22 protein-coding genes are annotated in these 25,434 nt (G+C 39.6%); 9 read left to right on the plus strand and 13 right to left on the minus strand.

All coding sequences use genetic code 11. The features are described 5' to 3' along the window. Nucleotides 1-85: 85 nt before the first annotated feature. The 3 genes from tgt to B5X76_RS02565 are packed head-to-tail and all read left to right on the plus strand — an operon-like array spanning nt 86 to nt 3,275. Complete coding sequence (gene tgt, locus B5X76_RS02555; RefSeq protein ID WP_079640933.1) at nt 86-1,216, plus strand: tRNA guanosine(34) transglycosylase Tgt; 1,131 nt, start codon at nt 86-88, stop codon at nt 1,214-1,216. A gap of 38 nt (nt 1,217-1,254) precedes the next feature. Further along, nucleotides 1,255-2,337, plus strand: coding sequence for an LptF/LptG family permease (locus tag B5X76_RS02560; RefSeq protein WP_079640935.1), 1,083 nt, complete (start codon nt 1,255-1,257; stop codon nt 2,335-2,337). Nucleotides 2,338-2,354: 17 nt separating this feature from the next. Next, on the plus strand, nt 2,355-3,275 hold the full coding sequence (locus B5X76_RS02565; protein ID WP_079640937.1) for a DMT family transporter: 921 nt from the start codon (nt 2,355-2,357) through the stop codon (nt 3,273-3,275). Nucleotide 3,276: 1 nt separating this feature from the next. On the opposite strand, the gene mnhG is transcribed toward B5X76_RS02565, so the two are convergent. The 8 genes from mnhG to acs all read right to left on the minus strand — a co-directional run bounded on the left by mnhG (nt 3,277) and on the right by acs (nt 11,278). Continuing rightward, nucleotides 3,277-3,702, minus strand: a complete 426-nt coding sequence (mnhG, locus tag B5X76_RS02570; RefSeq protein ID WP_079640939.1) for a monovalent cation/H(+) antiporter subunit G — start codon at nt 3,700-3,702, stop codon at nt 3,277-3,279. Beyond that, nucleotides 3,695-3,967 (minus strand): monovalent cation/H+ antiporter complex subunit F, encoded by a 273-nt coding sequence (locus B5X76_RS02575; protein WP_079640941.1) that lies wholly within the window; start codon nt 3,965-3,967, stop codon nt 3,695-3,697. The genes mnhG and B5X76_RS02575 overlap by 8 nt, the downstream gene beginning before the upstream one ends. After that, a complete protein-coding gene (locus B5X76_RS02580) occupies nt 3,964-4,440 on the minus strand; it encodes a Na+/H+ antiporter subunit E (protein ID WP_079640943.1) in 477 nt (158 codons plus the stop codon). Before B5X76_RS02580 ends, B5X76_RS02575 begins: the two co-directional genes overlap by 4 nt. A gap of 4 nt (nt 4,441-4,444) precedes the next feature. After that, on the minus strand, nt 4,445-5,953 hold the full coding sequence (locus tag B5X76_RS02585) for a proton-conducting transporter transmembrane domain-containing protein (RefSeq protein WP_079640945.1): 1,509 nt from the start codon (nt 5,951-5,953) through the stop codon (nt 4,445-4,447). Beyond that, entirely contained in the window at nt 5,950-6,306 is a 357-nt protein-coding gene (locus B5X76_RS02590; RefSeq protein WP_021068689.1) for a Na+/H+ antiporter subunit C, read from the minus strand. Before B5X76_RS02590 ends, B5X76_RS02585 begins: the two co-directional genes overlap by 4 nt. Next, nucleotides 6,306-6,731 carry a Na+/H+ antiporter subunit B gene (locus tag B5X76_RS02595; RefSeq protein ID WP_079640947.1) on the minus strand — a complete coding sequence of 142 codons (426 nt, stop codon included), beginning with the start codon at nt 6,729-6,731 and terminating at the stop codon, nt 6,306-6,308. The genes B5X76_RS02590 and B5X76_RS02595 overlap by 1 nt, the downstream gene beginning before the upstream one ends. Nucleotides 6,732-6,799: 68 nt before the next feature. After that, nucleotides 6,800-9,109: a putative monovalent cation/H+ antiporter subunit A gene (locus B5X76_RS02600; protein WP_079640949.1), complete on the minus strand. Its 2,310-nt coding sequence runs from the start codon at nt 9,107-9,109 to the stop codon at nt 6,800-6,802. A 252-nt stretch (nt 9,110-9,361) separates the two neighbouring features. Next, nucleotides 9,362-11,278 (minus strand): acetate--CoA ligase, encoded by a 1,917-nt coding sequence (gene acs, locus B5X76_RS02610; protein ID WP_079640952.1) that lies wholly within the window; start codon nt 11,276-11,278, stop codon nt 9,362-9,364. A gap of 188 nt (nt 11,279-11,466) precedes the next feature. Between acs and B5X76_RS02615 the strand changes: the two genes are divergently transcribed. Further along, nucleotides 11,467-12,327 carry a UbiA prenyltransferase family protein gene (locus B5X76_RS02615; RefSeq protein WP_079640954.1) on the plus strand — a complete coding sequence of 287 codons (861 nt, stop codon included), beginning with the start codon at nt 11,467-11,469 and terminating at the stop codon, nt 12,325-12,327. Here B5X76_RS02615 and B5X76_RS02620 read toward each other — a convergent pair. From B5X76_RS02620 to rsmA, 3 genes are read right to left on the minus strand one after another with little or no spacing between them, the layout of a single operon-like run. Continuing rightward, nucleotides 12,313-13,242 (minus strand): NAD(P)-dependent oxidoreductase, encoded by a 930-nt coding sequence (locus B5X76_RS02620; protein ID WP_079640956.1) that lies wholly within the window; start codon nt 13,240-13,242, stop codon nt 12,313-12,315. The two genes, B5X76_RS02615 and B5X76_RS02620, sit on opposite strands and share 15 nt — an antisense overlap. Before the next feature lie 9 nt (nt 13,243-13,251). Next, entirely contained in the window at nt 13,252-14,415 is a 1,164-nt protein-coding gene (locus tag B5X76_RS02625) for an FAD-dependent monooxygenase (RefSeq protein ID WP_079640957.1), read from the minus strand. A 6-nt stretch (nt 14,416-14,421) separates the two neighbouring features. Continuing rightward, nucleotides 14,422-15,201, minus strand: a complete 780-nt coding sequence (gene rsmA, locus B5X76_RS02630; protein ID WP_079641587.1) for a 16S rRNA (adenine(1518)-N(6)/adenine(1519)-N(6))-dimethyltransferase RsmA — start codon at nt 15,199-15,201, stop codon at nt 14,422-14,424. A gap of 176 nt (nt 15,202-15,377) precedes the next feature. On the opposite strand from rsmA, the gene pdxA reads away from it, so the two are divergent. From pdxA to miaA, 4 genes are all read left to right on the plus strand, one after another. Then, nucleotides 15,378-16,433, plus strand: coding sequence for a 4-hydroxythreonine-4-phosphate dehydrogenase PdxA (pdxA, locus tag B5X76_RS02635; RefSeq protein ID WP_079640959.1), 1,056 nt, complete (start codon nt 15,378-15,380; stop codon nt 16,431-16,433). Between the two features lie 97 nt (nt 16,434-16,530). Further along, nucleotides 16,531-17,961, plus strand: a complete 1,431-nt coding sequence (locus tag B5X76_RS02640) for a CCA tRNA nucleotidyltransferase (protein WP_079640960.1) — start codon at nt 16,531-16,533, stop codon at nt 17,959-17,961. 50 nt (nt 17,962-18,011) lie between these two features. After that, nucleotides 18,012-18,605 carry an IS1096 element passenger TnpR family protein gene (locus tag B5X76_RS02645; protein ID WP_079640962.1) on the plus strand — a complete coding sequence of 198 codons (594 nt, stop codon included), beginning with the start codon at nt 18,012-18,014 and terminating at the stop codon, nt 18,603-18,605. Between the two features lie 17 nt (nt 18,606-18,622). Next, nucleotides 18,623-19,552, plus strand: coding sequence for a tRNA (adenosine(37)-N6)-dimethylallyltransferase MiaA (gene miaA, locus B5X76_RS02650; RefSeq protein ID WP_245800919.1), 930 nt, complete (start codon nt 18,623-18,625; stop codon nt 19,550-19,552). A gap of 46 nt (nt 19,553-19,598) precedes the next feature. On the opposite strand, the gene B5X76_RS02655 is transcribed toward miaA, so the two are convergent. Then, nucleotides 19,599-20,666 carry a branched-chain amino acid aminotransferase gene (locus tag B5X76_RS02655; protein ID WP_079640964.1) on the minus strand — a complete coding sequence of 356 codons (1,068 nt, stop codon included), beginning with the start codon at nt 20,664-20,666 and terminating at the stop codon, nt 19,599-19,601. A gap of 155 nt (nt 20,667-20,821) precedes the next feature. On the opposite strand from B5X76_RS02655, the gene B5X76_RS02660 reads away from it, so the two are divergent. Further along, entirely contained in the window at nt 20,822-22,588 is a 1,767-nt protein-coding gene (locus B5X76_RS02660) for an OmpA family protein (protein WP_079640965.1), read from the plus strand. Nucleotides 22,589-22,860: 272 nt separating this feature from the next. On the opposite strand, the gene B5X76_RS02665 is transcribed toward B5X76_RS02660, so the two are convergent. Next, a complete protein-coding gene (locus B5X76_RS02665; RefSeq protein WP_079640967.1) occupies nt 22,861-25,434 on the minus strand; it encodes a CHAT domain-containing protein in 2,574 nt (857 codons plus the stop codon).

Here is a 25,434-nt window from a genome sequence, read left to right on the forward strand (position 1 = left end):
TGTAGCAATGGCTACGCCAACAGAAATAAAAATACTTTGGATCCGTCAGCTGGCGGATAGCCTTTAAAAGGCAAATTATATACATATGAAATTTACGCTTCAAGCACAAGATAAACTTTCCCAGGCACGCGCAGGGGTAATGGAGACAGCACATGGGAAGATAGAGACCCCTATATTTATGCCGGTAGGTACTGCTGGGACAGTGAAAGCAGTTCATCAACATGAACTGGTGAATGATATTCAAGCCCAGATTATATTAGGTAACACTTATCATCTTTATTTGAGGCCCGGATTGGATGTGTTGAATAAAGCAGGTGGTTTGCACAAGTTTAACGGTTGGGACAAACCTATACTTACCGATTCAGGAGGGTATCAGGTATACTCGTTGACCGAAGTTCGAAAAATTAGAGAAGAGGGGGTGACTTTTCGCTCGCATGTTGATGGATCTAAACATTTGTTCACTCCTGAAAATGTTATGGATACACAGCGTGTTATAGGTGCTGATATAATCATGGCATTTGATGAATGTACACCTTATCCCTGTGATTATCAATATGCCCGTCGCTCTTTGGATATGACACACCGTTGGTTGAAGCGGTGTTGTAATCGTTTCGATAGCACGGAACCTTTGTACGGTTATGATCAGACGTTATTTCCTATCGTACAGGGATCTGTATATAAAGATCTGCGGGCAAAGTCTGCAGAGGTTATCGCTTCTTTCGAACGAGAGGGAAATGCAATAGGTGGGCTTTCGGTGGGAGAACCTGCTGATGAAATGTACGCCATGACAGAAGTGGTTACCGCTATATTACCTAAGGAAAAACCACGGTATTTAATGGGGGTAGGGACACCTATAAATATTCTAGAAAATATTGCATTAGGTATAGATATGTTCGATTGTGTAATGCCTACGCGTAATGCACGTAACGGTATGTTGTTTACACGTAACGGAATAATCAACATAAAGAATGAAAAGTGGAAAGCCGATTTTTCACCTATAGAGGCAGAGTCGGATTTGATGATGGATCAGTTTTATACAAAGGCTTATCTAAGACATTTAATTCGTTCTCAGGAAATTTTGGGTGCACAGATTGCTTCTCTGCATAATTTACATTTTTATCTTTGGTTGGTAAAGCAGGCGCGAGAAAAAATTATAGAAGGAACGTTCTACGATTGGAAAGAGAAAATGGTAAAAGTCCTGGGACAACGACTATAGATTTTTGACTTTTGCTTTTTTAATTTTTACTTTGAGAAATGAATATCATCGATCGTTACATCATCCGTAAATATTTAACTACCTTCCTATTCACGGTAGCTATTTTTATTGTGGTAATCGTGATTTTCGATGTGTCGGAAAAACTAGACGATTTTTTGAAGAACAAGGCTTCCTTTACGCAGGTTCTATTTCAGTATTATGCTTTGGGATCGGTACCGTTCTTCCTAAATATGCTTACACCGTTAATTAACTTTATTGCGGTGATTTTCTTTACTTCCAAGATGGCGGATCAGACAGAGATCGTACCTATACTAAATGGAGGAATGAGTTTTAATAGGCTACTACGTCCTTATATGATAGCTGCCACGTTGATTTTTACGTTCACGTTGCTCTCTAATCTGTATGTGCTGCCACTCACCAACAAAATGAAGGTGCAGTTTGAAAATGTCTATGTCAAACCTCATAAGATTAATACCAATACTTCTTCTACACATATGCAGATTGATAGTAATACGTATGTGTATATTGATAACTTCGATACACAAAGAGCTATAGGATACAATTTTGTGATGGAGAAGTTTGATGGATTGGAGTTGAAGGAAAAGCTGATGGCCGATCGTGTGGCCTGGGATTCTGTAGCTAACAAGTGGCGCATAGAAAATTATACAAATCGGATTATCACGGGCTTGAAAGAAGAGATGTTGAAGGGTGAAAAACGAGATACGACGTTGGATATGAGACCGCAGGATTTCGAAGTATACGAAAATATCTTTACCGCTATGGGGACCGAAGAGCTTAATGAGCGTATACGTAAGGAAGAGACCCGTGGTACAGGAATGATGACCGACCTGCTATTGGAAAAATATAAACGCATCGTACATCCTTTTTCTGCATTTATACTGACATTAATGGGTGTGGCACTCTCCTCTAAGAAAGTACGAGGAGGAATTGGTTTAAGTCTTGGTATTGGAATTGGTTTAAGTTTTGGCTTCTTAGTTTTTAATCAATTCTCAACCATGTTTGCCTTAAAGGGAGGATTACCTCCTTTGTTTTCCGTGTTAATACCTAGTTTGACTTTTTTGATACTGGCTCTTATCTTGCTGAAAAAGGCACCTAAATAAAATCATATACAATCGATATGCAATTTACTGTTCGCCATCGCAACTTGCTGATTCTGCATTTTACGGTACTGATTTGGGGATTCACTGGTGTGCTAGGTGATTTGATCACTGTTTCGGCTCTTCATTTGGTATGGTATAGGGTGTTGATTGCTGCCCTGACATTATTTGTCTACCTTAGAATGAAAGGGCAAATTGTTCTTATTCCTTGGGGAAAGATGTTAAAGTTTATAGGTGTAGGGGTAATTGTGGGGGTGCATTGGGTTTCCTTTTTTCACGCAATTAAGATTTCTACGGTTTCTGTAACTTTAGTAACCCTATCTTCGTTGACATTATTTACTGCTATCCTAGAACCTATATTTAATCGTAAATCTATCGCTATAGGTGATGTCATCGTAGGGCTGGTCATTATTTTTGGGATATATCTTATCTTTAAGTTTGAATTCCAATATTGGCAAGGGATTCTTTTTGGGTTATTAGCAGCACTTTGTGCTAGTTTTTTCTCCATACTTAACTCCAAGATGGTGAAGAAAGATAGTCCTACAATAATTACTTTCTACGAGATGATAGGAGCCTTTATTGGCGTTTCTGTCATCATGTTATTTTCAAAACAGTTTAATGAAGAAATGATTCTTTCTTCTTCAGACTGGGTTTACTTGTTATTGTTGGGGAGCGTCTGTACGGCTTTTGCCTATGTGCTTGGCGTTGCAGTGATGAAGGAGCTAAGCGCATTTACGGTTGCGCTCACCACGAACCTCGAACCTGTATATGGGATACTGCTGGCTATTTTGATATTGGGACACAAAGAGACTATGAGTACAGGGTTTTACTTTGGCGCAGTAATTATACTAGGTGCAGTGTTTTTGTATCCATTATTGAAGTCTGGCCTCGAAAAATCTAGAAATAGAAAGCTATTACGCAAAGAGGAAGGGGTTAGATGATTTATCTTGTTTCTTTCTCACAATCTGCAATCTGACCCTTTGGCTTGTCCCCGTCATTAGTTTGTTTGTTTACCTCTTCATTTTTGAGTTGGTGTGTTTCTTTATCGTATTGTCCAGCTAACTCATCCACGATAGTTCCTTTCCACAGCGGTGTCCCTGTAAAATAGGCAGCTCGGCCTATCATATGTGCTGCAATAGGAGAAGTGATTATCAAGAAAAAAATAATAGCGATGGCCTTTGTACTAACGGATATATCGGGGAATAAGATAGCTGCACAGAGCAACAGTAAGCCTACGCCTAGTGTTGCTGCCTTAACAGTAACCGATAGCCTGAGGTAGAAATCAGGCATTCTCAAAATTCCTAATGAGGCAAAGAAAATAGCTAAAGCTCCTATTGTGCTTAGTATAGCAATTAATATATCAATCATCTTCTTTTTTTTCTATATAAAATGAAAAGGCTACTGTACTTAAAAATGCGATAAGAGCAAGTATAATAGCAACATCTAGTAGTACTTTTTGGTTGGACCTTATTGTGAAAATCGTAATGATTCCAATCCCAATCGTGATTATCAGATCTAATGCTATGACACGGTCTACCACCTTGGGACCTTTGACCAAGCGGATAAATACTAAAATCACCGATATCGTTAGGATCGGTAGTATAAAATAGTCGAAGTATGCTGCCAATGTCATCTTAAAGCTTCTAATAGTCTGCGTTCTAATCCTGTCTTTGTGTCTTGAACAAACTTTTTGGGGTCGTCCAAATACATCACATGTATATACATGGTTTTTCTATCCTCACTAATATCTAGAATCAAAGTCCCTGGTGTCAACGAAATCATCATAGACAAAATATTGATCTCCATTTCCGTCTGTGCATTCAGTGGGTATCTTACCACCCCAGGACGCATAAAATAACGTGGCGTCATTACGTCGTAAGCAACCTGAATATTCGCTTTGATCATTTGATATAAAAAATAGAACACAAAGCTAACAATACGAGGGACCTTATAAAAGTAGCGACGGTCACCGTCATTACGGCTCATGATCCATAGGATAGCAAATCCCAGTAAAAAACCAAATACAAAATTGGTATAATACATCGAACCTGTAAGCGCCACCCAAATGAAGGAAAGCAAAAGGTTCATTAAAAATTGCTTAATCATACACCTAGTTTTGTTTACCTAATACCGCATCTACATAAGGTTGCGTGTTAATTAATTGATCTGTGATCTTATCAACCAATTGAATGACTGTTTCCGAATTCAGACCGATATATAAAGTGGCTAAGCCCAGTATCCCTATTGGTAAAACAAGAAGTATCTTACGAACCAAGGGGAGAGGCTCAAATTTATTTTCTATAGTTACATCCTCAGGTACATTTTTCCAAAATACCTCAGCCCACATTTTCGCAATCACATAAAGCGTGACAAAGCTACCTACGATGAGTGCACCGATGAAAAAATATTGTGTTTGTGTAAAAGCCTCCTCGAACAAAAATATTTTTGGCCAAAATCCAGATAGAGGAGGGATTCCTACAAGTGAGAACAGGACAATGGCTATGAGCAAAGACAATTTAGGATATTCGCCATAAAGTCCACCATTTTTTTTCATATCCATACTGCCTCGAAGTTGTCCGACCAAACCAGCGATTAAAAACATATTGGTTTTGACAAGGATATCATGGAACAAGTAGAATATGGTTCCCATAAGGGCAACTTTGGTAAACATGCCGATCCCGCCTATCATAAAACCGATGTGACATACGATCAGATAAGAGAAGAGACGTCGAATGTTTGTTTTGATCAATGCACCAAAACTTCCTGTCAGTATCGTAAAGATAGCTAGCCATACCAAGAGATCTTTTGTAAACTGATCCGGAATGAAGATTAAACTGAATACGCGGATCATAGCATAGATACCTACTTTTGTGAGTAGACCTCCAAATGTAGCGGCTACTGCAGAAGGTGGTGTATGATACGATGAGGGTAACCAATAATACAAGGGAAATACGGCTGATTTTATTCCAAAACCCAGTAAGAAGAAACAGGCCGTGATGCCGACGAGATGCGGGTTTTGCACGGCTTGGATCTTTAAGGAAAGGTCTGCCATATTCAGAGCTCCGGTCATGCCGTATAAGATACCAATACCCGTAAGAAAGAAGGTCGATGCCAGTATATTCATCGCCATATATTTTACCGCTCCTTCGAGTTGTGTCTTACGACCTCCTAGCGTCATGAGTACAAATGAGGAAATGATGATGACCTCGAACCAGACGTATAGATTGAAAATATCTCCTGTCAGAAAAGCACCATTTAGTCCCATGACCAAAAAGTGAAAGATAGGAAAGTAACCGTAGTTCATCCGCTGTCTATTCAAACCTGTTGATGAGAATAGAGAGACGGCTAGGGCAGCAAGAGATGTAATAAGAACCAGCGAACTGCTGAGTAGGTCTGCTACAAATACAATTCCAAATGGTGACTCCCAGTTGGAAGCGTTGAGTGTTAAGATGCCCTGTTCATTTACTCTAATCAATAAGCGCAGAGCGAGAAGGACCGCCAAAAAACTTCCAATTACGCTCATAAAGCGCTGAGTAACGGTCTTTCTCCATGCAATAAGTTGTAGGATGGCCGTAAACAGGTGGATGAAAACTGGAGCTAATATGTGGTTGTCTATCATATATCTTCTTCCTCTGGGGTATTTAAATCATCTAAATCGTCCGAATCTACAAGCGCGTAAACTCTTTTTAATAATACAATTGCAAAGGCCGTTAAAGCAAAGCTGATAACGATAGCCGTGAGGATTAAAGCTTGGGGAATAGGATCGGCAAATACATCCTGAAAAAGCTTTGCATCTTCGTCGATTACCGGTGGCTTACCTTTTGTAATCCCCGCTAGTAAAAAAATCAAAATGTTAGCTCCACTGCCCAGCAGCATGATGCCTAGGAGAAGCTTAACCATACTTCTTCGGAGGATGAGATAGACCCCTGCCGCGTATAGTAAACCTATTAATATGATAAGCAATAGTTCCATTAGCTATTTTCCTCCTCGTTATTTAGGGCTATCGTAAATAAAATTGTCAAGACCACACCTATTACGACCAAATAGACGCCAAGGTCAAAAAAGAGTGCTGAGCCAACCATTCCGATTACCGGGATGGGATGCTCAAACCACAATCCAGTCATTGGGGGTAAGCCAAATACCATTGGTATGACCATGCTCAGTGTCGATAAGCTTAGTCCTATCGGAATCAGAGATAATGGTTTTCTTTTTAAAAGTTTCATGGTCTGTGCTGTTCCATTAGCAAAGCTATGTAATACGAACGCTATGGATGCCACTAGCCCTCCGACAAAGCCTCCTCCAGGATAATAGTGTCCTCGTAATAGAAGGAAGAAGGAGAATAGTAGCAATATAGGCAACAGATATTTTGTTGCAGACTGTAACATTGGACTTTTCATATGTGCATAACTATCTTTGATGATCCGTCAGTTGGCGGACTCATGGGTGTTTGTGCTTCACTAAACATTTATTCTCTTTCGGATGATTTTAAGCGTAATCGAATTAAACTATATACCCCCAAAGCTGCAATACTCAATACAACAGTCTCAAACATCGTATCGATACCTCTAAAATCTACTAAAATTATGTTTACTACATTTTTGCCTTTGGCAAGCAGATAAGCATTTTCTCCGTAAAAATTAGAAATATCTCTAGATATAGGTTCAGACCAGGCTTTTAGCGCAATTAGGGATAAGGTCAGACCAAAACCTAAGGATACTAATGCATCGCGATAGAGTATTTTTTTGCTAGCAAAATTGATGAACCCCGGGAGTTTGTACAGAACGAGTACAAATAATACGGTTGAAAGAGTATCAATGGTGAATTGGGTCATCGCTAGATCAGGGGCACTGTAGATTACGAATATCAAACAGATACAGTATCCGATGACACTCATTGACACAACCGACGTCAGTCTCGATGGGGTTGTGACAATAATATACAAAGCACCAATCAATACAGCGACGATGACGACTTCATAAATGTCGGGATAGGTTAGTGTCCATAAATCTAATTTTATGGGACCGCTGACCCAGAGTTTATAAGCAAGCAATGCCTCTGCGAATAATATAATCTTTAGGTGGTACGACCTTAGGTATCCGTTGTGAAACAGATTGGTAAACCAATTGGCAAAACGTACAATATCGTTTGCATATCCCGTTATGATACGTTGTGGCGATATATTGTCAAACCTAGCCAACTGTTGAAGTTTAGATTGGCTGGGTTTATTCAATAAATAAACAATACTACCCAGGAGGAGTGTGGCAATACTTAATATTAAAATTATGTTGAAATGCCAGATCTGTAGATTTTTTGTGAAAAATGTCGCAGCAACGGCACTAGCGGCAGGGATACTTAAATAGGTGCCTGCGAATGACGGCAATACGCCAAAGACTATTCCCAATAACGCCAATAACAGCGGGGGGATCCATAAGGATTTGCTGGGTAGATGTACGTGTTCAAATTGGCTGGGCAGCTTTCCAACGAATGGTTTGATACCAGCCATAAATCCAGCCGCAACTAAACCGATGTTGGTTGCGATAGCTAGGCCTGTAAGTACCCATATATAATCATTCCACGGACTGTGAAGTGTCGCTTCATAAACCAGATCTTTACCGATAAAACCAAAAGTAAAAGGTAGTCCTGCACTGGAGAGGGCCGCCAGCACGGCCGCGAGAGCTACTGGAGGCATTACGGTTTTTAGACCCGATAATATGGTGATGTCACGTGTTCCCGTTTCATGATCTATGATACCTGTGACCATGAATAGTGTAGCCTTATACAATGCATGGGCTAAGAGAAAGACCATGGCAGCGATGAATGCCTCTTGCGTTCCGATTCCTATTAAAAAAGTCAATATGCCAAGCGCAGATATGGTCGAATATGCCAGTATTCCTTTTAGGTCAATTCGGAAAAGAGCATGTACAGACGCGTAAAGCATCGTAATTCCGCCAATAACCATTAACGTGTAGTTCCAATAATCTGTACCTCCCAGTATAGGGGTAAAACGGGCCAAGAGATAAATCCCAGCTTTAACCATAGTTGCTGAATGTAGATAAGCAGAAACAGGAGTAGGTGCTTTCATGGCACCTGGTAGCCAAAAATGAAAAGGAAACTGTGCAGACTTCGTAAAAGCTCCTATAAATAAAAGCCCAATGACTAGTGGATATAAGGAGTGGTTTAAAATAAGTTCTTTGCTATTGATCATTTCAGAAATACTGTAAGTACCTGAAATATTTCCGAGAAGAATTAATGACGCTAATAAGAAAAATCCTCCTAATCCTGTGATACTAAGAGCTGTGAGAGCACTTTTTCGGGACTCTGCGCTGTCGTTGTTGAAACCAATTAGAAAGAAAGAAGAAATACTAGTGAGTTCCCAGAAAATAAAAAGTAAAATGATATTGTCCGAAAGAACAACACCCAACATCGCCGACATAAAAAGGAGTAGGTATCCAAAAAAGCGATCGAAATAGATGTGACCTTTTAGGTATGATCTACCATAGATGAAAATTGCTGAGCCGATACCGGTGATTAATAAAGCGAATAAAAGGGAAAGACCATCCAATTTGAAGTCAAAATTAACCCCTAATGAAGGAACCCAATTAATGTGTTGTAACTGCTGGTTGCCACCAGATATTAAGGGGATGTGTCCCGCAAAAAATAAAAATAAAACCGTAGGCAAAATAGGGAGGATGAAACTCCATTTAGATTTTAAATATTTGCCTATGAAGACAACCGAACATGCTGAAATTAATCCCGATAATATAGTTAATAGCATCTATCTTTTTTGTGAAAATGTCTATTTATTGATTTCTTTTAATCGATGTCATCTAACCCCTCCAATAGGAATTCCTATAGATATCATCAAGAACTTTCATGTCTTTGCTCTTACCGAAAGGGGCCTGAAAGCTTATACGTACTTAATGGAAAGTCATAAAAATAGTAAAAAAACGGCTATTTTTTTAGGTTTTTTTGAAGAAAATGTAGGAAGAATAGTAAAAAGGGGACCAATATAGGCCCCCTACTTTGGTTATTTTTTAAAGTCTTTAGCACCTTCGATGATAGCCTGCACTACAGTTGGGTCCTGTAATGTCGAGGTGTCACCTAAGCTGGACAATTCGCCTTCAGCCACTTTGCGCAGTATGCGACGCATTATTTTGCCTGATCTCGTTTTTGGTAGATCAGTTACAAACTGAATGATATCTGGTTTAGCAATTGCTCCAATCAGACGGGTCACTGTCTGTAAAATATCTTGACGTGTTTTTTCAGCGTCGATATGATGATTTGCGATGACATATGCATATATACCCTGCCCTTTTACTGGATGCGGATAGCCTACAATAGCAGATTCAACAACATCTGCATGCATGTTTATCGCATTTTCGACTTCAGCAGTCCCGATACGGTGACCAGATACGTTTAATACATCATCTACTCTTCCTGTGATACGATAATATCCTTCTGGGCTGCGGTAACAACCATCGCCGGTAAAGTACATGTCTTTGTAAGTAGCAAAATAGGTCTGTCTGCAACGTTCGTGATCACCCCAGGTTGTCCGAAGCATCCCCGGCCAAGGAAACTTAATACATAGATTCCCGGAAACATCATTTCCTTCTATCTCTTTGCCGTTTTCATCCATCAAGCAGGGCTGTACTCCTGGTAATGGTAGCATGGCATAGCCTGGGATCTGTGGACTTACACCTGCAATAGGAGTAATTAAGTGACCACCATTTTCCGTTTGCCACCATGTATCAGCAATAGGGCATTTACCTTTTCCGACTTTTTCGTTGTACCAGTTCCAGGCTTCCTCATTGATAGGCTCACCAACAGATCCTAATACACGAAGTGATGAAAGATCTTTGTTGTCAACATAGCTGTCTCCAAACGCCATCAAAGAGCGTATCGCGGTAGGGGCCGTATACAAAATGTTTACCTTGTACTTGTCTACGATATCCCAATATCTTCCTGCATCCGGGAAGGTTGGTATTCCTTCAAACATTAAGGAAGTAGCACCTTGGGATAATGGGCCATACACAATATAACTGTGGCCTGTAATCCAGCCTATATCTGCTGTACAAAAGTAAACTTCACCTGGTTTGTATTGAAACGTATTGGCAAAAGTATAGCCGGTATAGATCATATAGCCTGCTGTAGTGTGCACTACACCTTTTGGCTTGCCTGTGGATCCGGATGTGTACAAAATGAATAACGTATCTTCTGCGTCCATTTCTTCGGCCGGACACGCTGGGTTGCCCTGGGTCTCGACTTTCTTAATCTCGTCTTCCCACCATACATCTCGACCTTTTATCATGGAGATAGGTGTACGGGTTCGCGTTAATACTATTACTTTTTCTACAGATTGGCATTGCATCAGTGCGTCATCTACAATTGATTTAAGTTCTAAGACTTTGTTGCCACGGAATCCCCCGTCTGAAGTGATAACTAGTTTGCACTCCGCATCGTTGATACGGTCAGCGATTGATTGTGCAGAGAATCCTCCAAATACAACAGAGTGAATAGCACCAATACGAGCACAAGCCAAGACAGCAATAACCAATTCGGGTACCATTGGTAGATAGATACACACGCGGTCGCCTTTGCGTACATTGTTGTTTTTTAATACTGTCGCAAACTGCTCTACTTTACTCAATAGTTGTTTGTAGGTTAGAATACGATGTGATTCTGATGGATCGTTGGGCTCCCATATAATAGCGGGAGTATCTCCGTTTTTGTAGATATGACGGTCTAGGCAATTTTCTGTGATATTCAGTTTTCCACCTTCAAACCATTTAATGCTTGGCTCTGTGAAGTTCCAATTAAGCACATTAGTCCATTTTCTCTTCCAGAAAAAATTTTCAGCTATTTCCCCCCAAAATTGCTCTGGATTGTCGACGCTTCTCTTATAAGCATCCTGATACTCCTCAAAGTTTTTAATTTGAAAACTCATTTCTTACTTGTAATTTTTAGTATAGGTCTATATTATATTTACTTTTGTTATTCAAAACAGCCAGTTATTTATTGATAACTGTAAAAGAGCCTGTTGTAAGGCTAATTTAATTTTTTTTGCTCTTAAAAACTAATTTTTATCACAACAAGCAATAGAATTTGTTCTGTAAATTAGCGTAAAGAAAAGGGATGAATCAATTCAAGACAATCTACCATTTTGTTATTTTTAGTAATCTTCTGATTGCTATGGCGGCAATTGCACAATGCCTGCTGACTTATGTTGTTTTGGAGCAAGATTCTAACTGGTATGTCATAGGGATCGAAGGGGGAGCTACCCTGTTGTTGTATAATTTTAGTTTGTTCCTATCCAAACCGAAAGAACCACAAAAGTCTCCTTATCTGCGGACGAGGTGGGTTTTTGGTCATGAAGGTTTATTTTGGATGAATAATCTTGTCGCTGCATTACTTCTTATTTTTTGTTTGTGGCATGTGCATTTTTATACGTGGATATTTTTAGGCTTTGTAGGATTGGTGAGTGTTGCTTATAGTTTACCTATTTTACGTATTGGAGGGAGATCCGGCGGTCTACGTCAGGTTCCTGGACTTAAGCTTTTTCATATAGCGGTTGTCTGGTCGTTGAGTAGCGTTGGACTTCCTGTGATAGAGATGTGGGGCGCTGGGGTACCGATGGATTGGCCGGTGGCTAATGCGCTGGGTTTGTTGAAAATACTATTTTTGCTTATATGTACTTTGCCATTTGATATCAGAGATATGGAACAAGACTCCTATTACCATTTGAAGACTATTCCACATCTAATCGGGGAGAAGAAAGCGAAACTGCTATGTTATTTTTTAATTGTCATTCACATTTTACTGTTGTATTTTTCGCCCTTTGATCCAGCTATCAAAGGGGGGATTATACTAACCGATGTCCTTATTGCAATTGCACTACATTTCATCCTGTTTCGCAAAAAGGCAGGCTATCACCAGGTGTACCTGTTGGATATAGCGTTATTGGCTCAATATTTCTGTGTGTTAATTTTTGTTTAGAGTTTCCGTTATTTTGTCAGCAAGAATTGCAGACAATTTATAATAACTCTCGAAAGTCCAACCTGCGACATGCGGACTTAGTAAGACATTGTCTCGACTGATAAGGTTGAGGTACCAATCTTGATGGGATAGTGCTGGAAATTTCTCAACAGGTAGCACGTCAAATGCCGCTCCAAGGATTTTTCCATTGTCAAGATATTTTAAAACAGAAGGAATATTAACAATTCCGCCACGAGCTCCCATCAAAAAGAATAAGGGTTTCCGAAAATGAAAAAGGTACTCATCGTCAACCAGCCCTTTGGTCTCGCGAGTCAGTGGAATATGAAAACTTAATACATCAGCCTGTTTAACAATTTCTTCCATAGAAGCTTCGGTGGCATACTCATCTGAAAATCCAGTTTTGTACTTGTCATAAGCCAATATCTTGACACCAAATCCAGATAGTTTTTTTGCCATGGCCTGACCATTGTTGCCATAGCCAATAAGTGCCACCGTACGGCCCATGAGCTCAAAACCCCGGTTCTCTTCTCTAAGCCACTCGCCTTGCCTGATTTCGCTATCGCCGCGATTTAAGTTGTTCATTAAGTTAAGAAGCATACCAATCATGTGTTCGCCTACAGCATCTCGATTCCCTTCGTTGGCGGAGATTAAAGTAATCCCTTTTGCCGTGGCATATTCCTCATCAATATTGTCCATACCAGCTCCTGCTCGTCCAATTAATTGAAGTTGAGGGGCTAAATCAATGAATTTTTGATCAACCTGAAATTTGGATCGTATGATCAATCCTTCATATTGAGGAATCAATTGTTCTGCCTCTTCCCTTTTGATATCCGGTTGGTAGTCGTACAGGATGTTTGACAGGTCCAGTTTTTCTAGTAATACCTCGTGTATATCGTCTACAATAAGAATTTTCATAGGTGTTTTTTAATTGTTTTCCTTCATAAAATCTTTGGAAAGTAGCTTGGATAAACTATACTGTTTGACACGGTTAGGGAGGGCTTTGGCCAAGGTGTTACGAATGGCGATGGACCAAGGGTGCTCCCATTGGGCTACTTCTCCAATTTGTCTTGAAGTTTCGGTGATATAATGCGTTCGCGCCAATCGCCTCTTTTCAAAAGATTGAAAGGCATCAATCGTTGTTTTGTTCTTTTTTAATTCATCGGTGAGTACAGCCACATCTTCAATAGCTTGGCAAGCACCTTGTCCCATGTTTGGAGTGGTAGCATGTCCGGCATCGCCAATGATCAAAATGTTGTGGTAGGCTAGATGGTTTAATGGTTTAATGTCAATGATATCGCTCCAAATAAGGTCCTCATTGTTTGTTCCTTGAAGTATTCTTGGAATAGGATCATGGTAGCCGATAAATCTGTTGTACAGATCCACTACCGTAGTGTTTTTTAAGTACGAATCGTTGGGTTTTCCATTGACGCAGGCATACCAATAAATTCGATTGCCAACCAATGGGGTGACGCCAAATCGGCCAGCCTTTCCCCAGGTTTCAAAACCTGTACTTAATTTGATTTTGGAATTATCGATAGTAGCTCTCCAGCAGGTATATCCGGCAAAGCGAGGTGTTGATGACGGTACTAGTTGTTGTCTTAATAAAGATTTGACTCCATCTGCGATCAAAAGATATTTTGCGGTATGGACAGTCCCGTCCTCAAAAAAGACACGAACCAAATTAGATTCCTGTTCTAATTTTACAGCTCGCCTGCCAAGTAGAATCTTCTCTGTTGGGATTTTAGATAATAAGTGCTGGTGTAAATCTGCGCGGTGTATAGCGAAGTTTTTTTGGTTATACCGACTTGATATCCGGTTTGTGTCTGGTTTGAAAAGAATATCGCCCTTTTCACTAAGGATATGGTAGTTGTCCAGGTAATAGCCTATCTTTTCGATTTCTTCTTTTAAACCTAATAAATCAAGGGCTTGCATGGCATTGGCCGCGAGTCCAAAGCCAGCTCCTATACCGCGAAGTACCTGACGTTGCTCAACTAATACAAATTCACGATTAATAGATTGAAGTGCAATAGCGGTTGTTAGACCTGCCACCCCTCCGCCTATAATCAGAAATTCGCTGTCGGTAATCATTTTCTTCTATCTCGCGTTGAATATTTCGTTAGTAAGCTGAACGAAATCGGCTACAGTAAGACGTTCGGCCCGTAATTCGTATAGTGGATTATCGCTCATTTTATCTTTGACGACCACTGCAGAAAGGGCATTTCGCAATGTTTTTCGACGCTGATTGAATCCCGCCTTTACTACTTTCCAAAATAGTTGTTCATCGCAGTCTAATTTTTCTACTTCATTGCGTGTCATACGCATGACGCCCGAAAGTACTTTGGGAGGAGGATTGAAGGCTCCAGCTTTGACCGTGAAAAGATACTCTACTTTATAGTACGCTTGTAAAAAGACGCTAAGGATTCCATATTCTTTACTACCTGGCTTAGCGACACAGCGCTCAGCAACTTCTTTCTGAAACATACCGGCCATTTGGATGACACGCTGTCTCTCGTCTAGAATTTTAAAAAGAATTTGGGAGGAGATATTATATGGGAAATTACCTATAATAGCCATTTTGTCTCCAAAATATTTGGAGAAATCTAGGGCAAGGAAATCACCATGGATCAAACGGTCTCCCAGTTCACTATACTTTTCTGCTAAAAATTCAATGGATTCGTCGTCTACATCAATTAGGTAAGTGTCGTATGCTGTTTTTTGTAAAAGAAAATCAGAGAGAACCCCCATACCTGGACCAACTTCTAATACTTGTGTGAAACCTAATGATGGGTCCAAGGCTTCAACGATTCGCTGTGCGGCATTCTTGTCGTTTAGAAAATGTTGTCCAAGGTGTTTTTTAGCGCGTACGGTACTCATGTGAAATGTCAAAAAGTGAAAAGTCTCAAAGACCAAAAGTACAAAAAACGTCATGAATGTTTAGAATAAAGATTCTGTAACAACTGTGTTTTGTGGATAAAAGGTATAATTTCGACTCTAGAGTATTTTTCATTGCCTAATTTTTGTTACTTTTGAGTATAAAATGCTTTAATGTAATGAGTGAAAAATTGAAAGTAGGTATTAGTGTTGGCGATTTGAATGGGGTAGGAATGGAAGTGATTATCAAATCTTTGTTGGATAGTCGCGTTTTAGAATATTTTACACCTATTGTTTACGGTAATACCAAAAATGCTTCATTTCATCGTAAAGCAAATAACATTAATGACTTTAGTTTTAATGTTATACAAAGTGCTGATCAAGCTAACCCAAAGCGTGCCAATATTATTAATTGTTGGCAAGAAGATGTTAAAATAACATTAGGTGAGGAAAATGAAATTGGGGGAAAGTATGCGTTTCTCTCGTTGGAGAAAGCCGTCGAAGACCTTAATGCAGGAAAGATAGATGCCTTAGTGACAGCGCCAATAAATAAGCACAATATACAACAAGAGGGATTTCGGTTCCCGGGACATACGGAATATCTTCAAGAGAAGTCCGGTTCCGAGGATGTACTTATGTTTATGCTTTGCGACGATCTTCGTGTAGGTGTAGTGACAGGACACGTCCCTATCAAAGATGTCGCCGCACAGATTACGGAAGAGGGGATACTAAAAAAATTAAGATTAATGAATGCCAGTCTTAAAAAGGATTTTTGGATTCAAAAGCCAAAAATTGCTGTTTTAGGACTGAACCCACATGCGGGTGATAATGGCGTAATTGGGGTCGAGGATGATGAAATCATTCGACCGGTTATTACAAAAGCAAATGCAGAAGGCATACTTTGTTTTGGCCCTTACCCTGCCGATGGCTTCTTTGCATCTGATGCTTATCAGAAGTTTGATGCAGTACTTGCTATGTATCACGATCAAGGACTTATTCCATTTAAGCACATCGCGGATCGTAAGGGGGTTAATTACACGGCTGGCCTTCCTATAGTAAGAACATCTCCTGATCATGGTACTGGATATGACATTGCAGGTCGGAACATGGCCTCGCATGAGTCTTTTTTGGAAGCTATTTTTACAGCAGTACATATTGTAAAGAATAGGAGAGAGCAGGTTGAGTTAAGCGCAAATCCTTTGGCATTCCGTAAGCTTTCCAGAGATAGAGATTAACCTTGTCATTGAATTAACTCTGTTTATCTTTTAGAATATTCTTTTAAAATAAGTACTTTTGTGACTTGTTAGACTTCTAGGTCTGTATGCGCAAGCTATGATAGAACAATTGCAACACCCTATATTTTCCATTATTAGAGATTTGGCCGATAAAACGGATACAGCATGCTATGTAATTGGCGGCTATGTTCGCGACCGGATTATGGGGCGACCTTTTAAATATGATGTAGATATTTTGGTGATTGGCTCCGGGATTGAGTTTGCGACCCTGTTAGGGGAACAGTTGAACACTAAAGTTGTGTTATATAAGTCTTTCGGTACAGCTATGCTGGTATACGAGGGACTGGATGTTGAATTTGTAGGTGCCCGAAAAGAATCGTATCGAAGGGATTCGCGCAAACCAATTGTTGAAGACGGTACCCTCGCTGATGATCAAAATCGACGCGATTTTACGATCAATGCAATGGCTTATTCTTTAAATGGGGCTTCTTTTGGAGAGCTCCTTGACCCTTTTGATGGGCTTGGTGATTTAGAAAGACGTATTATTCGTACACCCTTGGACCCTACGGAAACTTTTTCTGACGATCCTTTGCGCATGATGAGGGCCATACGATTTGCAACGCAATTGAATTTCAAGATCGATGTTAGGGCCATACAAGCCATTGTCGATAACAAAGAGCGGATCAAAATCATATCCAAGGAGCGGATTACGGATGAACTTAATAAGATTATCTTAGCACCGAAACCTTCTATTGGATTTCGTTATCTTTTTGATACGGGATTGTTAGAACTCATATTCCCTGTGATGTGCCAATTGCATGGCGTGGAGATTGTGGAAGGACGAGGTCATAAAGATAATTTTTACCACACTTTGGAAGTTTTGGATAATGTAGCCGAACTTTCTGATGATTTGTGGTTGCGATGGGCGGCTATTATGCACGATATTGCTAAGCCTGCAACCAAGAGATTTGACAAAAAAGTCGGATGGACTTTTCACGGCCATGAAGACAAGGGTGCTCGTATGGTACCTAAGCTCTTTGCGGAGTTAAAATTACCGCTGAATGAGAAAATGAAGTTTGTCCAGAAATTGGTACAACTCCATCTTAGACCTATCGTATTGGCACAAGATATTGTTAGTGATTCAGCGGTACGTCGCTTATTATTTGAAGCAGGAGATGACATTGATGCGTTAATGCTACTTTGTCACGCTGATGTAACGACGAAAAACGAGTTTAAAAAGAAGAAATACCGAGACAATTTTGAGCTGGTTAAACAGAAATTAAAGGACGTTGAGGAACGAGATCACCTGCGAAACTGGCAGCCGCCAGTGACGGGAGAAGATATCATGCATGTCTTTGGATTAGGACCCGGAAAGCAGGTCGGTATCATTAAGAATGCAATCCGAGAAGCTATTTTAGAAGGTGACATTCCTAATGAGAGAGAGGCTGCTTATGAATTTATGGTGGCTCGAGCCAAGATACTTAACTTAGAACCAAAGCAAAGATTGTCCATAGGGACATCGAAATAATTTATATTTTTACACTTGGATAAGCGCTGGCTTATTTTCAATTTTGATATATGGCAATTTATAGATTTAGAGTAACGTTTGAAGATTATGAAGATGTATATCGGGACATAGATATGCCTTCAAAAAGTACATTCATGGAGTTGCACCAAGAGATTCATAAGAGCACAGGGTATCAAACGGATACTTCTTCCTCTTTTTATGTGAGTAACGACCAGTGGAAAAAAGGCACTGAAATTGCATTAAAGCCCGCACAACGTAAAGTCGATGCTGGTGTACTTTTAATGGAAAACATACGATTGAGTAAATTTATTGATGATCCACATCAGAAATTTTACTACATCTATAATTTTGATCGGCCTTATGATTTTCACGTCGAATTGGTAAAGATCTTAAAAGAAGAAGAAGGGAAGGAATACCCGGCAATTTTTAAATCTGTGGGACAGGCCCCTAAAATGATTGCTGCAGCTAATTTTCCAGTTTCTACAGAGACGGAGGACGATGATGACTATGTAGAAGAGGTTGAAGGTGCTGAAGAATACGGTGTAGATGAGGATGATGATTATGAAACTATGGATGGCGACGATGAGGAAGGGGATGACGATACTGAAAAAGAAGAATTCGGATCTCAAGATGAGGACTATTAGTCGGTTGTCTTAATAATGTGTTGATAGCGATTACAGTGGATAATCAGAAGAAAAAGACTTTGGTCGTAGTGGTAGGTCCTACAGCTGTAGGGAAGACAGCTACGGCTATTTTTTTAGCTCAACATTTCAAGACAGAAATCTTATCCGCTGATTCTAGGCAGTTTTATAAAGAGATGACCATTGGTACTGCCAAGCCAAGCCTAGAAGAGTTGGGGGCAGCTGTTCATCATTTTATTGATTCTCATTCCGTACACGAAGAGTATTCGGCAGGGGATTATGAAAGAGAAGCTTTGAGCTTATTAAATAGATTATTTGAGACACATGATGTAGTGATAGCTGTAGGTGGGTCAGGGCTTTTTGTCCGCGCACTTACTGAAGGTCTAGACGATCTGCCCAAAGCGCCTGAAGGTATTCGTGGACAGCTAAACGCATTGTTTGAAGAACAAGGGCTTTCGGTCTTAAAGCAGCGTCTCCAAGAAGTGGATCCAGGTTATTATTCGATAGCAGATATAGATAATCCACAGCGTGTTATTAGAGCTTTGGAAGTTTATGAAGCTACAGGTAAGCCTATGTCGTATTACCAGAAGAGGAACTTTTCCCAAAGACCTTTTGATGTGATCACGGTTGGTCTGAATGTCGAGCGAAGTAAATTGTACGATCGGATTAACCTACGTGTAGAGCAAATGATTGAGATGGGATTAGAAGAAGAGGTAAAATCATTGATGGCTTATCGTCATAAACCAGCCTTACTTACGGTAGGTTATGCAGAAATGTTTGATTTTTTTGAACATAAAATCTCATTTGAGGAAGCGGTTGATAAAATAAAGCAAAATTCAAGACGTTATGCCAAGCGGCAGATTACCTGGTTCAAGAAATATGGTGGTACAACATGGTTTGAACCGGAGGATAAGGACGCTATTATTACATTTATCGAGGCAAGGGTGTAAAGATAAAGAGCAAAGATTTCGAAATCTTTGCTCTTTGTTTTTCTATTTAAACGATAAAGTTCCAGCCAAAAGGATCTTCGATTTTACCGTAACGTAGCTGATTTAAATAATCCAGTACTTTCAATGAGAATTCTCGCCCTTCTACCGGAGGTAAAGTATAATTGTTGCCTTCAAATCCGATACGATCTATATGTGTAATTGTTGCAGCGGTACCAGCGGCGAAAGCTTCCGTTACTGTACCATTCTGGATGCCATCGATCAATTCCTGAACGGATACTCTTCGCTGTTCTGTTTTGTAACCCCATTTGTCGGCCAACTCCATGATGGTTCGTCGTGTTACACCATGTAAGATAGTATCTCCATGTGGCGTAATGATCGTGTCTCCAATACGGAAAATCAAATTGGCGGTTCCTGCCTCTTCAATATATTTATGCTCTGCAGCATCTGTCCACATTATTTGATCATAACCTTCGTCATTAGCCAACTGGGTAGGGTATAAAGAAAGCGCATAGTTACCCGCATTTTTCGAGAACCCAACACCACCTTCAGCAGCCCGTGTATAATGTGTTTCTACTTTTAACGATATAGGTTTGCTGTAATAAGCACCTACCGGACAAGTGATAATGATAAATTTGTATGATATAGAAGGGTGTACACCAAGTGCTGCTTCCGTAGCAAACATAAATGGACGTATGTATAAGGCTGTTCCCTCTTTTGATGGAATCCAATTACGATCAATATCTAATAGTTTCTTCAATCCATCCAAGAATATATGTTCAGGAACTTCGGGCATTTGTAAGCGTGCTGCCGATTTATTGAAACGTTCCCAGTTTTTGTCCGGGCGGAAGATACTCACCGTACCATCCTCAAATTTATAACCCTTAATTCCTTCGAATATAGCCTGTCCGTAGTGTAATGCAGACATAGAAGGGCTGACAGCGATATCGCCATAAGGCACAATGCTTATCTCTGTCCATTCTCCATTATTGTATTCGGCCACGAGCATGTGGTCTGACATAATCTGTCCGAATTTTAAATTGTTAAAGTCTACTTGCGAGAGTCTTGATTCTTTAGTTGGCTCTACGCGAATTGAAATTTGATCTGCCGCGCTCATATCAATGATATAGTTTTTGAAAGTCGCAAGTTAGGAAAAAAAAACGTTGATTTTTTTCATTTAATGGGTAACAAATAACAAATCGAGATTATATATCAATAACAAAGTGAATCCTAAAGGAGGAAAAACAGATTGTAAACTAAAAATAAAAGAATATGAAAAGACTTTTACTCGCATTAATGTTATTCGGAATTACATTTCTAGCAAATGTTCAAGGGCAGGAGAAAGGAGACCTGCAAATTGGTGTTCAGGGAGGGGCAAGCTTTCCCATTAAGAAATACAAAGAGATTGGCGAAGTTAAGACTGGTTTTTACTCGGGATTGTTTGTCGACAAGTATTTCAATGGAAATAGATTTGGATTAGGAATCGATGCACGGTATATACGTAATGATATATCCAAAATGGATAGCTTTTATTTTGAAAATGGGAGTATCTCTACCAAGTATAAGAATGATGATTGGTTTGAGGATTACCTTTTCACTTTAGGTCCAACTTATAAAGTTACCAAGAATAGGTTTCATGCCGAAGCGTATGTACGTGGAGGAGTCATGATACAGTATTTCCCAGAGTATGTACGTACACTGAGTTATTCAGATACCAGAGGTAGCTATGATTATCCAATTAAATCTACTGATAATGACTCTACAAACAAGGCAAATAGTTGGGCAGGGCTTGGTGGGCTGCGATTCAATTATAGGATAGGGTCTAATTTTGCTGTATTTGCGCATATTGATTATGTACAAACCTTTGGTGCCAAGTTTGGCGGTAAAGCGAGTAAATTTACCGTAAAGCAGAGTGTAGAAACAGCTAATCCTATTGTGTCAACAACCACGATTAAAGGATACTTAGACCATTATGAGGAGGTTCCGGTCGTACGTCACACATTCCATCAAACCATACAGGCCGGGGTGGGAGTTAAATACATGTTTGGAAAATCCAAACCAGTTGAAGGTCCTTTGATCGCGCCAGACAAGCCAAGATACGATGAAGTTGTTCAGTCTAAAATGGAGTCAAAAGATCTACAGATTATGGTACGGGATAAACAGACTAATTTGGCGTTGAGTGGAGTCGTCGTGTCTATTGATGGTCCAGATATAAAGGAGAAATCAACAACGGATGCCGACGGGTTGGCAACCAAGTTGACCGCGGTCAAAAATGGAACATACGAAGTGATGGGAGAGAAAAATGGAATAAGGACTCCGTTGTTGATCTTGACGGACGCTGATTTTAATACGAACAGCAAAGTAATCTTTAAGGAAATATTTCATGACGATCCGCGGTTTACACTGATTGGAGAGACGTTTGACTGTGCGGTGGAACGTAATCTATCAAATATTAATACAGTGTTGACTAATAGTGGCAATAGAATCAACTCAAGTCAAATATCCGATGCTGAGGGTAAGTTTATTTATCAGTTGGATCCTCAAGCGGATTTTACCGTTGTAGCCAATCAACAGGGACGATATTCGCAAACCGAGTTGGTCACTACAAAGGGATTAGATCGTAGTCAAACATTGTACGTTACGTTAAAATTAGGAGTATGCGATTTGGAAAAAGATGGGAGTTGGGTGTTGAAAAATATCTTGTATGATTTTGATAAAAGTAACATTCGTTCCGACGCAGCATTGGTCTTGGATAATGTAGTCACCATAATGAAGCAGAACCCAAGCCTGCGCATAGAACTTTCAAGTCATACCGATAGTCGGGGCGACGGTGTTTATAACCAAAAGCTTTCTCAACGTCGAGCAGATGCCGCTGTCGCATATTTAGTCGACAATGGAATTGCGAAGGATAGATTAATTGCTAAAGGCTATGGAGAATCCAAATTATTGAATAATTGTGGAAACGGTGTTGAATGTTCTGAAGAAATGCATCAAGAAAATAGAAGGACTGAAATCAAAGTGTTGGCATATATGAAGTAGCAGATATGAAATTCCGATAAACCGGAGTAAGGAGCTAGTCGGTTTATCGGAACAAATTAATGACAACTGAAAATCAAACCGATCCGTCAACTGACGGATCACGAAATATTTATACACCTATGAAATATCCATGTAGCAGAGACTACACAAACACGAATGAATAAAAAATGGATATTCCATATGACAACTGAAAATCAAATTTTATACATATGAAAGAGAAGATTGAAGAAGAAGTTTGGTATCGCGACGAAGATTATAAGCAAATTAGTCTATTAAGTTTTATTGCAGGTTTTTTTGTCTTTATTTTCAAACGTTTTGTAAAACCATAGCCTCACAGGATATTGGATCGCTAGTGCGAGAAGTGCTAGCGACCCGATAATAAAATAAGGTAGGTTTGATCGTTTTTTCAAGCCTACTTTATTTCCGATTCCAGTATAGTTGATATTGGCCCAATACCAAGGGTTTTGTTGAACCGACCCTACAGATTTTAAGTATGTTCGTTTTGCTTCTGCCAGTGCGCTAATCGGATCTTCGTTTTCAAAGAGGTGTTTGTAAAATGACGTAGTTATGTTTAGCATGGTTTCATCATTTGCAAACCAAAATGTTGATACAACTGAAGGCACATTTTTACTCAAAAATACCCGTTGTATACTCTCTGTACCTTCTGAGGGAAGGGGGCGACCGTGTCCCGTATTACATGCAGAAAGGAATACCAGCGGTGTATTCATTTCATAGAACCGGAGTTGGTTGGTAGAAATTGGTTGATCCAGGTATATAATCGGTGCAGTTGTCGTATCCAGTATGGTATGTGCTGCGATATGAATTACATTGGATCGTGCGAATTGTTCACGTATTATAGTATCGGTTTGTTTTCTAGGGCTGATTTTATTTACAACGTATCGCTTGGCTATATTTTGTACTTCTTGTTGAACAAACTGGAGATCAGGGAGAGGTTTGGGATAAACAGAACGGTACATCAATGCTATGTCAGATTTAGTCTGGGGCTTAGCCGTTAAAAAGTTAAATAGTAGAAAGGAATTTAAATAAGCAAAATTATGAGTCTTCACTAAAAAATCATTGTTATATAGCGCATCAAAAGGAAAGCCGTACAGTTGTCCATCCAAGGATACGAAAATATTGCGCTGTGCATCTGTGATGTTTGGAAGGAGTTCTTCTGTCAAATATTGTGCTTCAAGATTATATTCCTGCGGGTTGCGATTGTAATTATTGGGACTGCTTCCAAAGTATTTATCTTTGAAAACAAGGAGACGTGCCAAAGGTTCTGCTGTATTTGTTCTTTTGAACTGGAGATTTTGTCTTGATTTATGGATAATACTTATGCTGCTATCATTGTGGATGAAGTACGTGTAGAAGTCACTATTAGGTTTGTTCAATTGCTTGAGGAAATCAGCTTTTTGTGGTTCAAATCGTATCGTTTCAAAATACTTTTCTGATAACTGAAATTCTATCATAACTTGCTGTATCCGCTTAGATAGTTTTCTTTTGTCATTTTGATCTGTAGATGTGTCTATCTGATGATAGAGCCCTCGAATAGTCTGGATTCCCTTTTTTGTTTCTTCAGAAGCCCCTATCCAATCTTCGGATCGGTTAATTTCATTAATTAATAGCCGCGCTTTGCTTAGTTCGATACACCAAAGAAGTTGTTGAACCACGGCTGTCTGTCGGCTTATATTTTGATTACTTAACACCAGCGAAATCAGATTTTCAATGGTCTCTTTGTTCAGGATATTGTTGCGTAACTGGTCTTTGGGACTGACGATGAGTTGTTGCGTTCGAAAGTCGTTTTCAATAGCCCACTCGTAATAATACAGTGCAGAGTCAATCTGACGTTGTTGTCCAAAGATGTTGGCTTTGCCTAAAAGAGCTTGGGTAAAGGTGTAGTCTAGGATATATGCCTTTTTTTGAGAACTAAAATAGCGGAGTGTTTGATCGTATGTTTCTAAAGCAGTATTGTGTGCTTCCTTTTTGAACAAAATATTTCCTTTATTTAATGTTAGTTTAGCTTTAAGTCTATTTTGGTCATTAGGGAATTTTCTTTTTACGAGTTCGATGGCTCGATCGTGGTATGTATTATCTTGCATCAGGTCTCCTTTAAGTGCTATGGCCGAAATATACCAAAGTAAGGTGTCTCCGATTAAATTGTTCTTTTCAAAGTTAGAAATAGCAAGGTTGTTGTAATAAATACTCTCCTTTTTATGTTGTTGTGCTCCGTATGCAGATGCAAGCGTATTGTACAGTAATGCTTTTGATAGACTGTTACTGGGCTTAATTAATGCTTGGTGCAACACGTTTTTGGCACTATCTAATTCGGAGTTGTATAGGTAAGCATTGGCTAGATTGTTACTCAGTCCTACAATTTCATGATCGACTGATGTTTGTTTTAGTGCTGTCTTTAGTAATGCTATTGATTTTTGTGTGTCATTAATCCGAATGTACAAATTGGCTATTGGCTTTATTAGTTCCGTATTTATGTTATCCACCTCCACTTTATTCGACTTCACATAGTCATAAGCCCTTTCGTAATACTTGATACTTTCGAAATTATCGCCATGTTGAAGAAGTTCGTATCCCATAAATATAAGACCGTAGGCGTACATTTGTTTTTGGTAAGGACTCTCGGGACTCTTCGGTAAATTATTAAGAAATGAATCTGGATTGTTGACATATAACTCTGGATGTTCGTAAGCGACGGCCTCAAAAGCCTCAAAGATAGAATCCGACTGATACTCACTAAAGCCTGGTTCTGGTTTTTTGAGACTATCGGGATTAGTTCTGTTACAAGCAATCAGCAGAAATAGGCCTAAAGAGAACCACAAATATTTCAT

Origin of the sequence: Sphingobacterium nematocida (genome assembly GCF_900168125.1) — a bacterium.
In the GTDB taxonomy this organism is placed as follows: domain Bacteria; phylum Bacteroidota; class Bacteroidia; order Sphingobacteriales; family Sphingobacteriaceae; genus Sphingobacterium; species Sphingobacterium nematocida.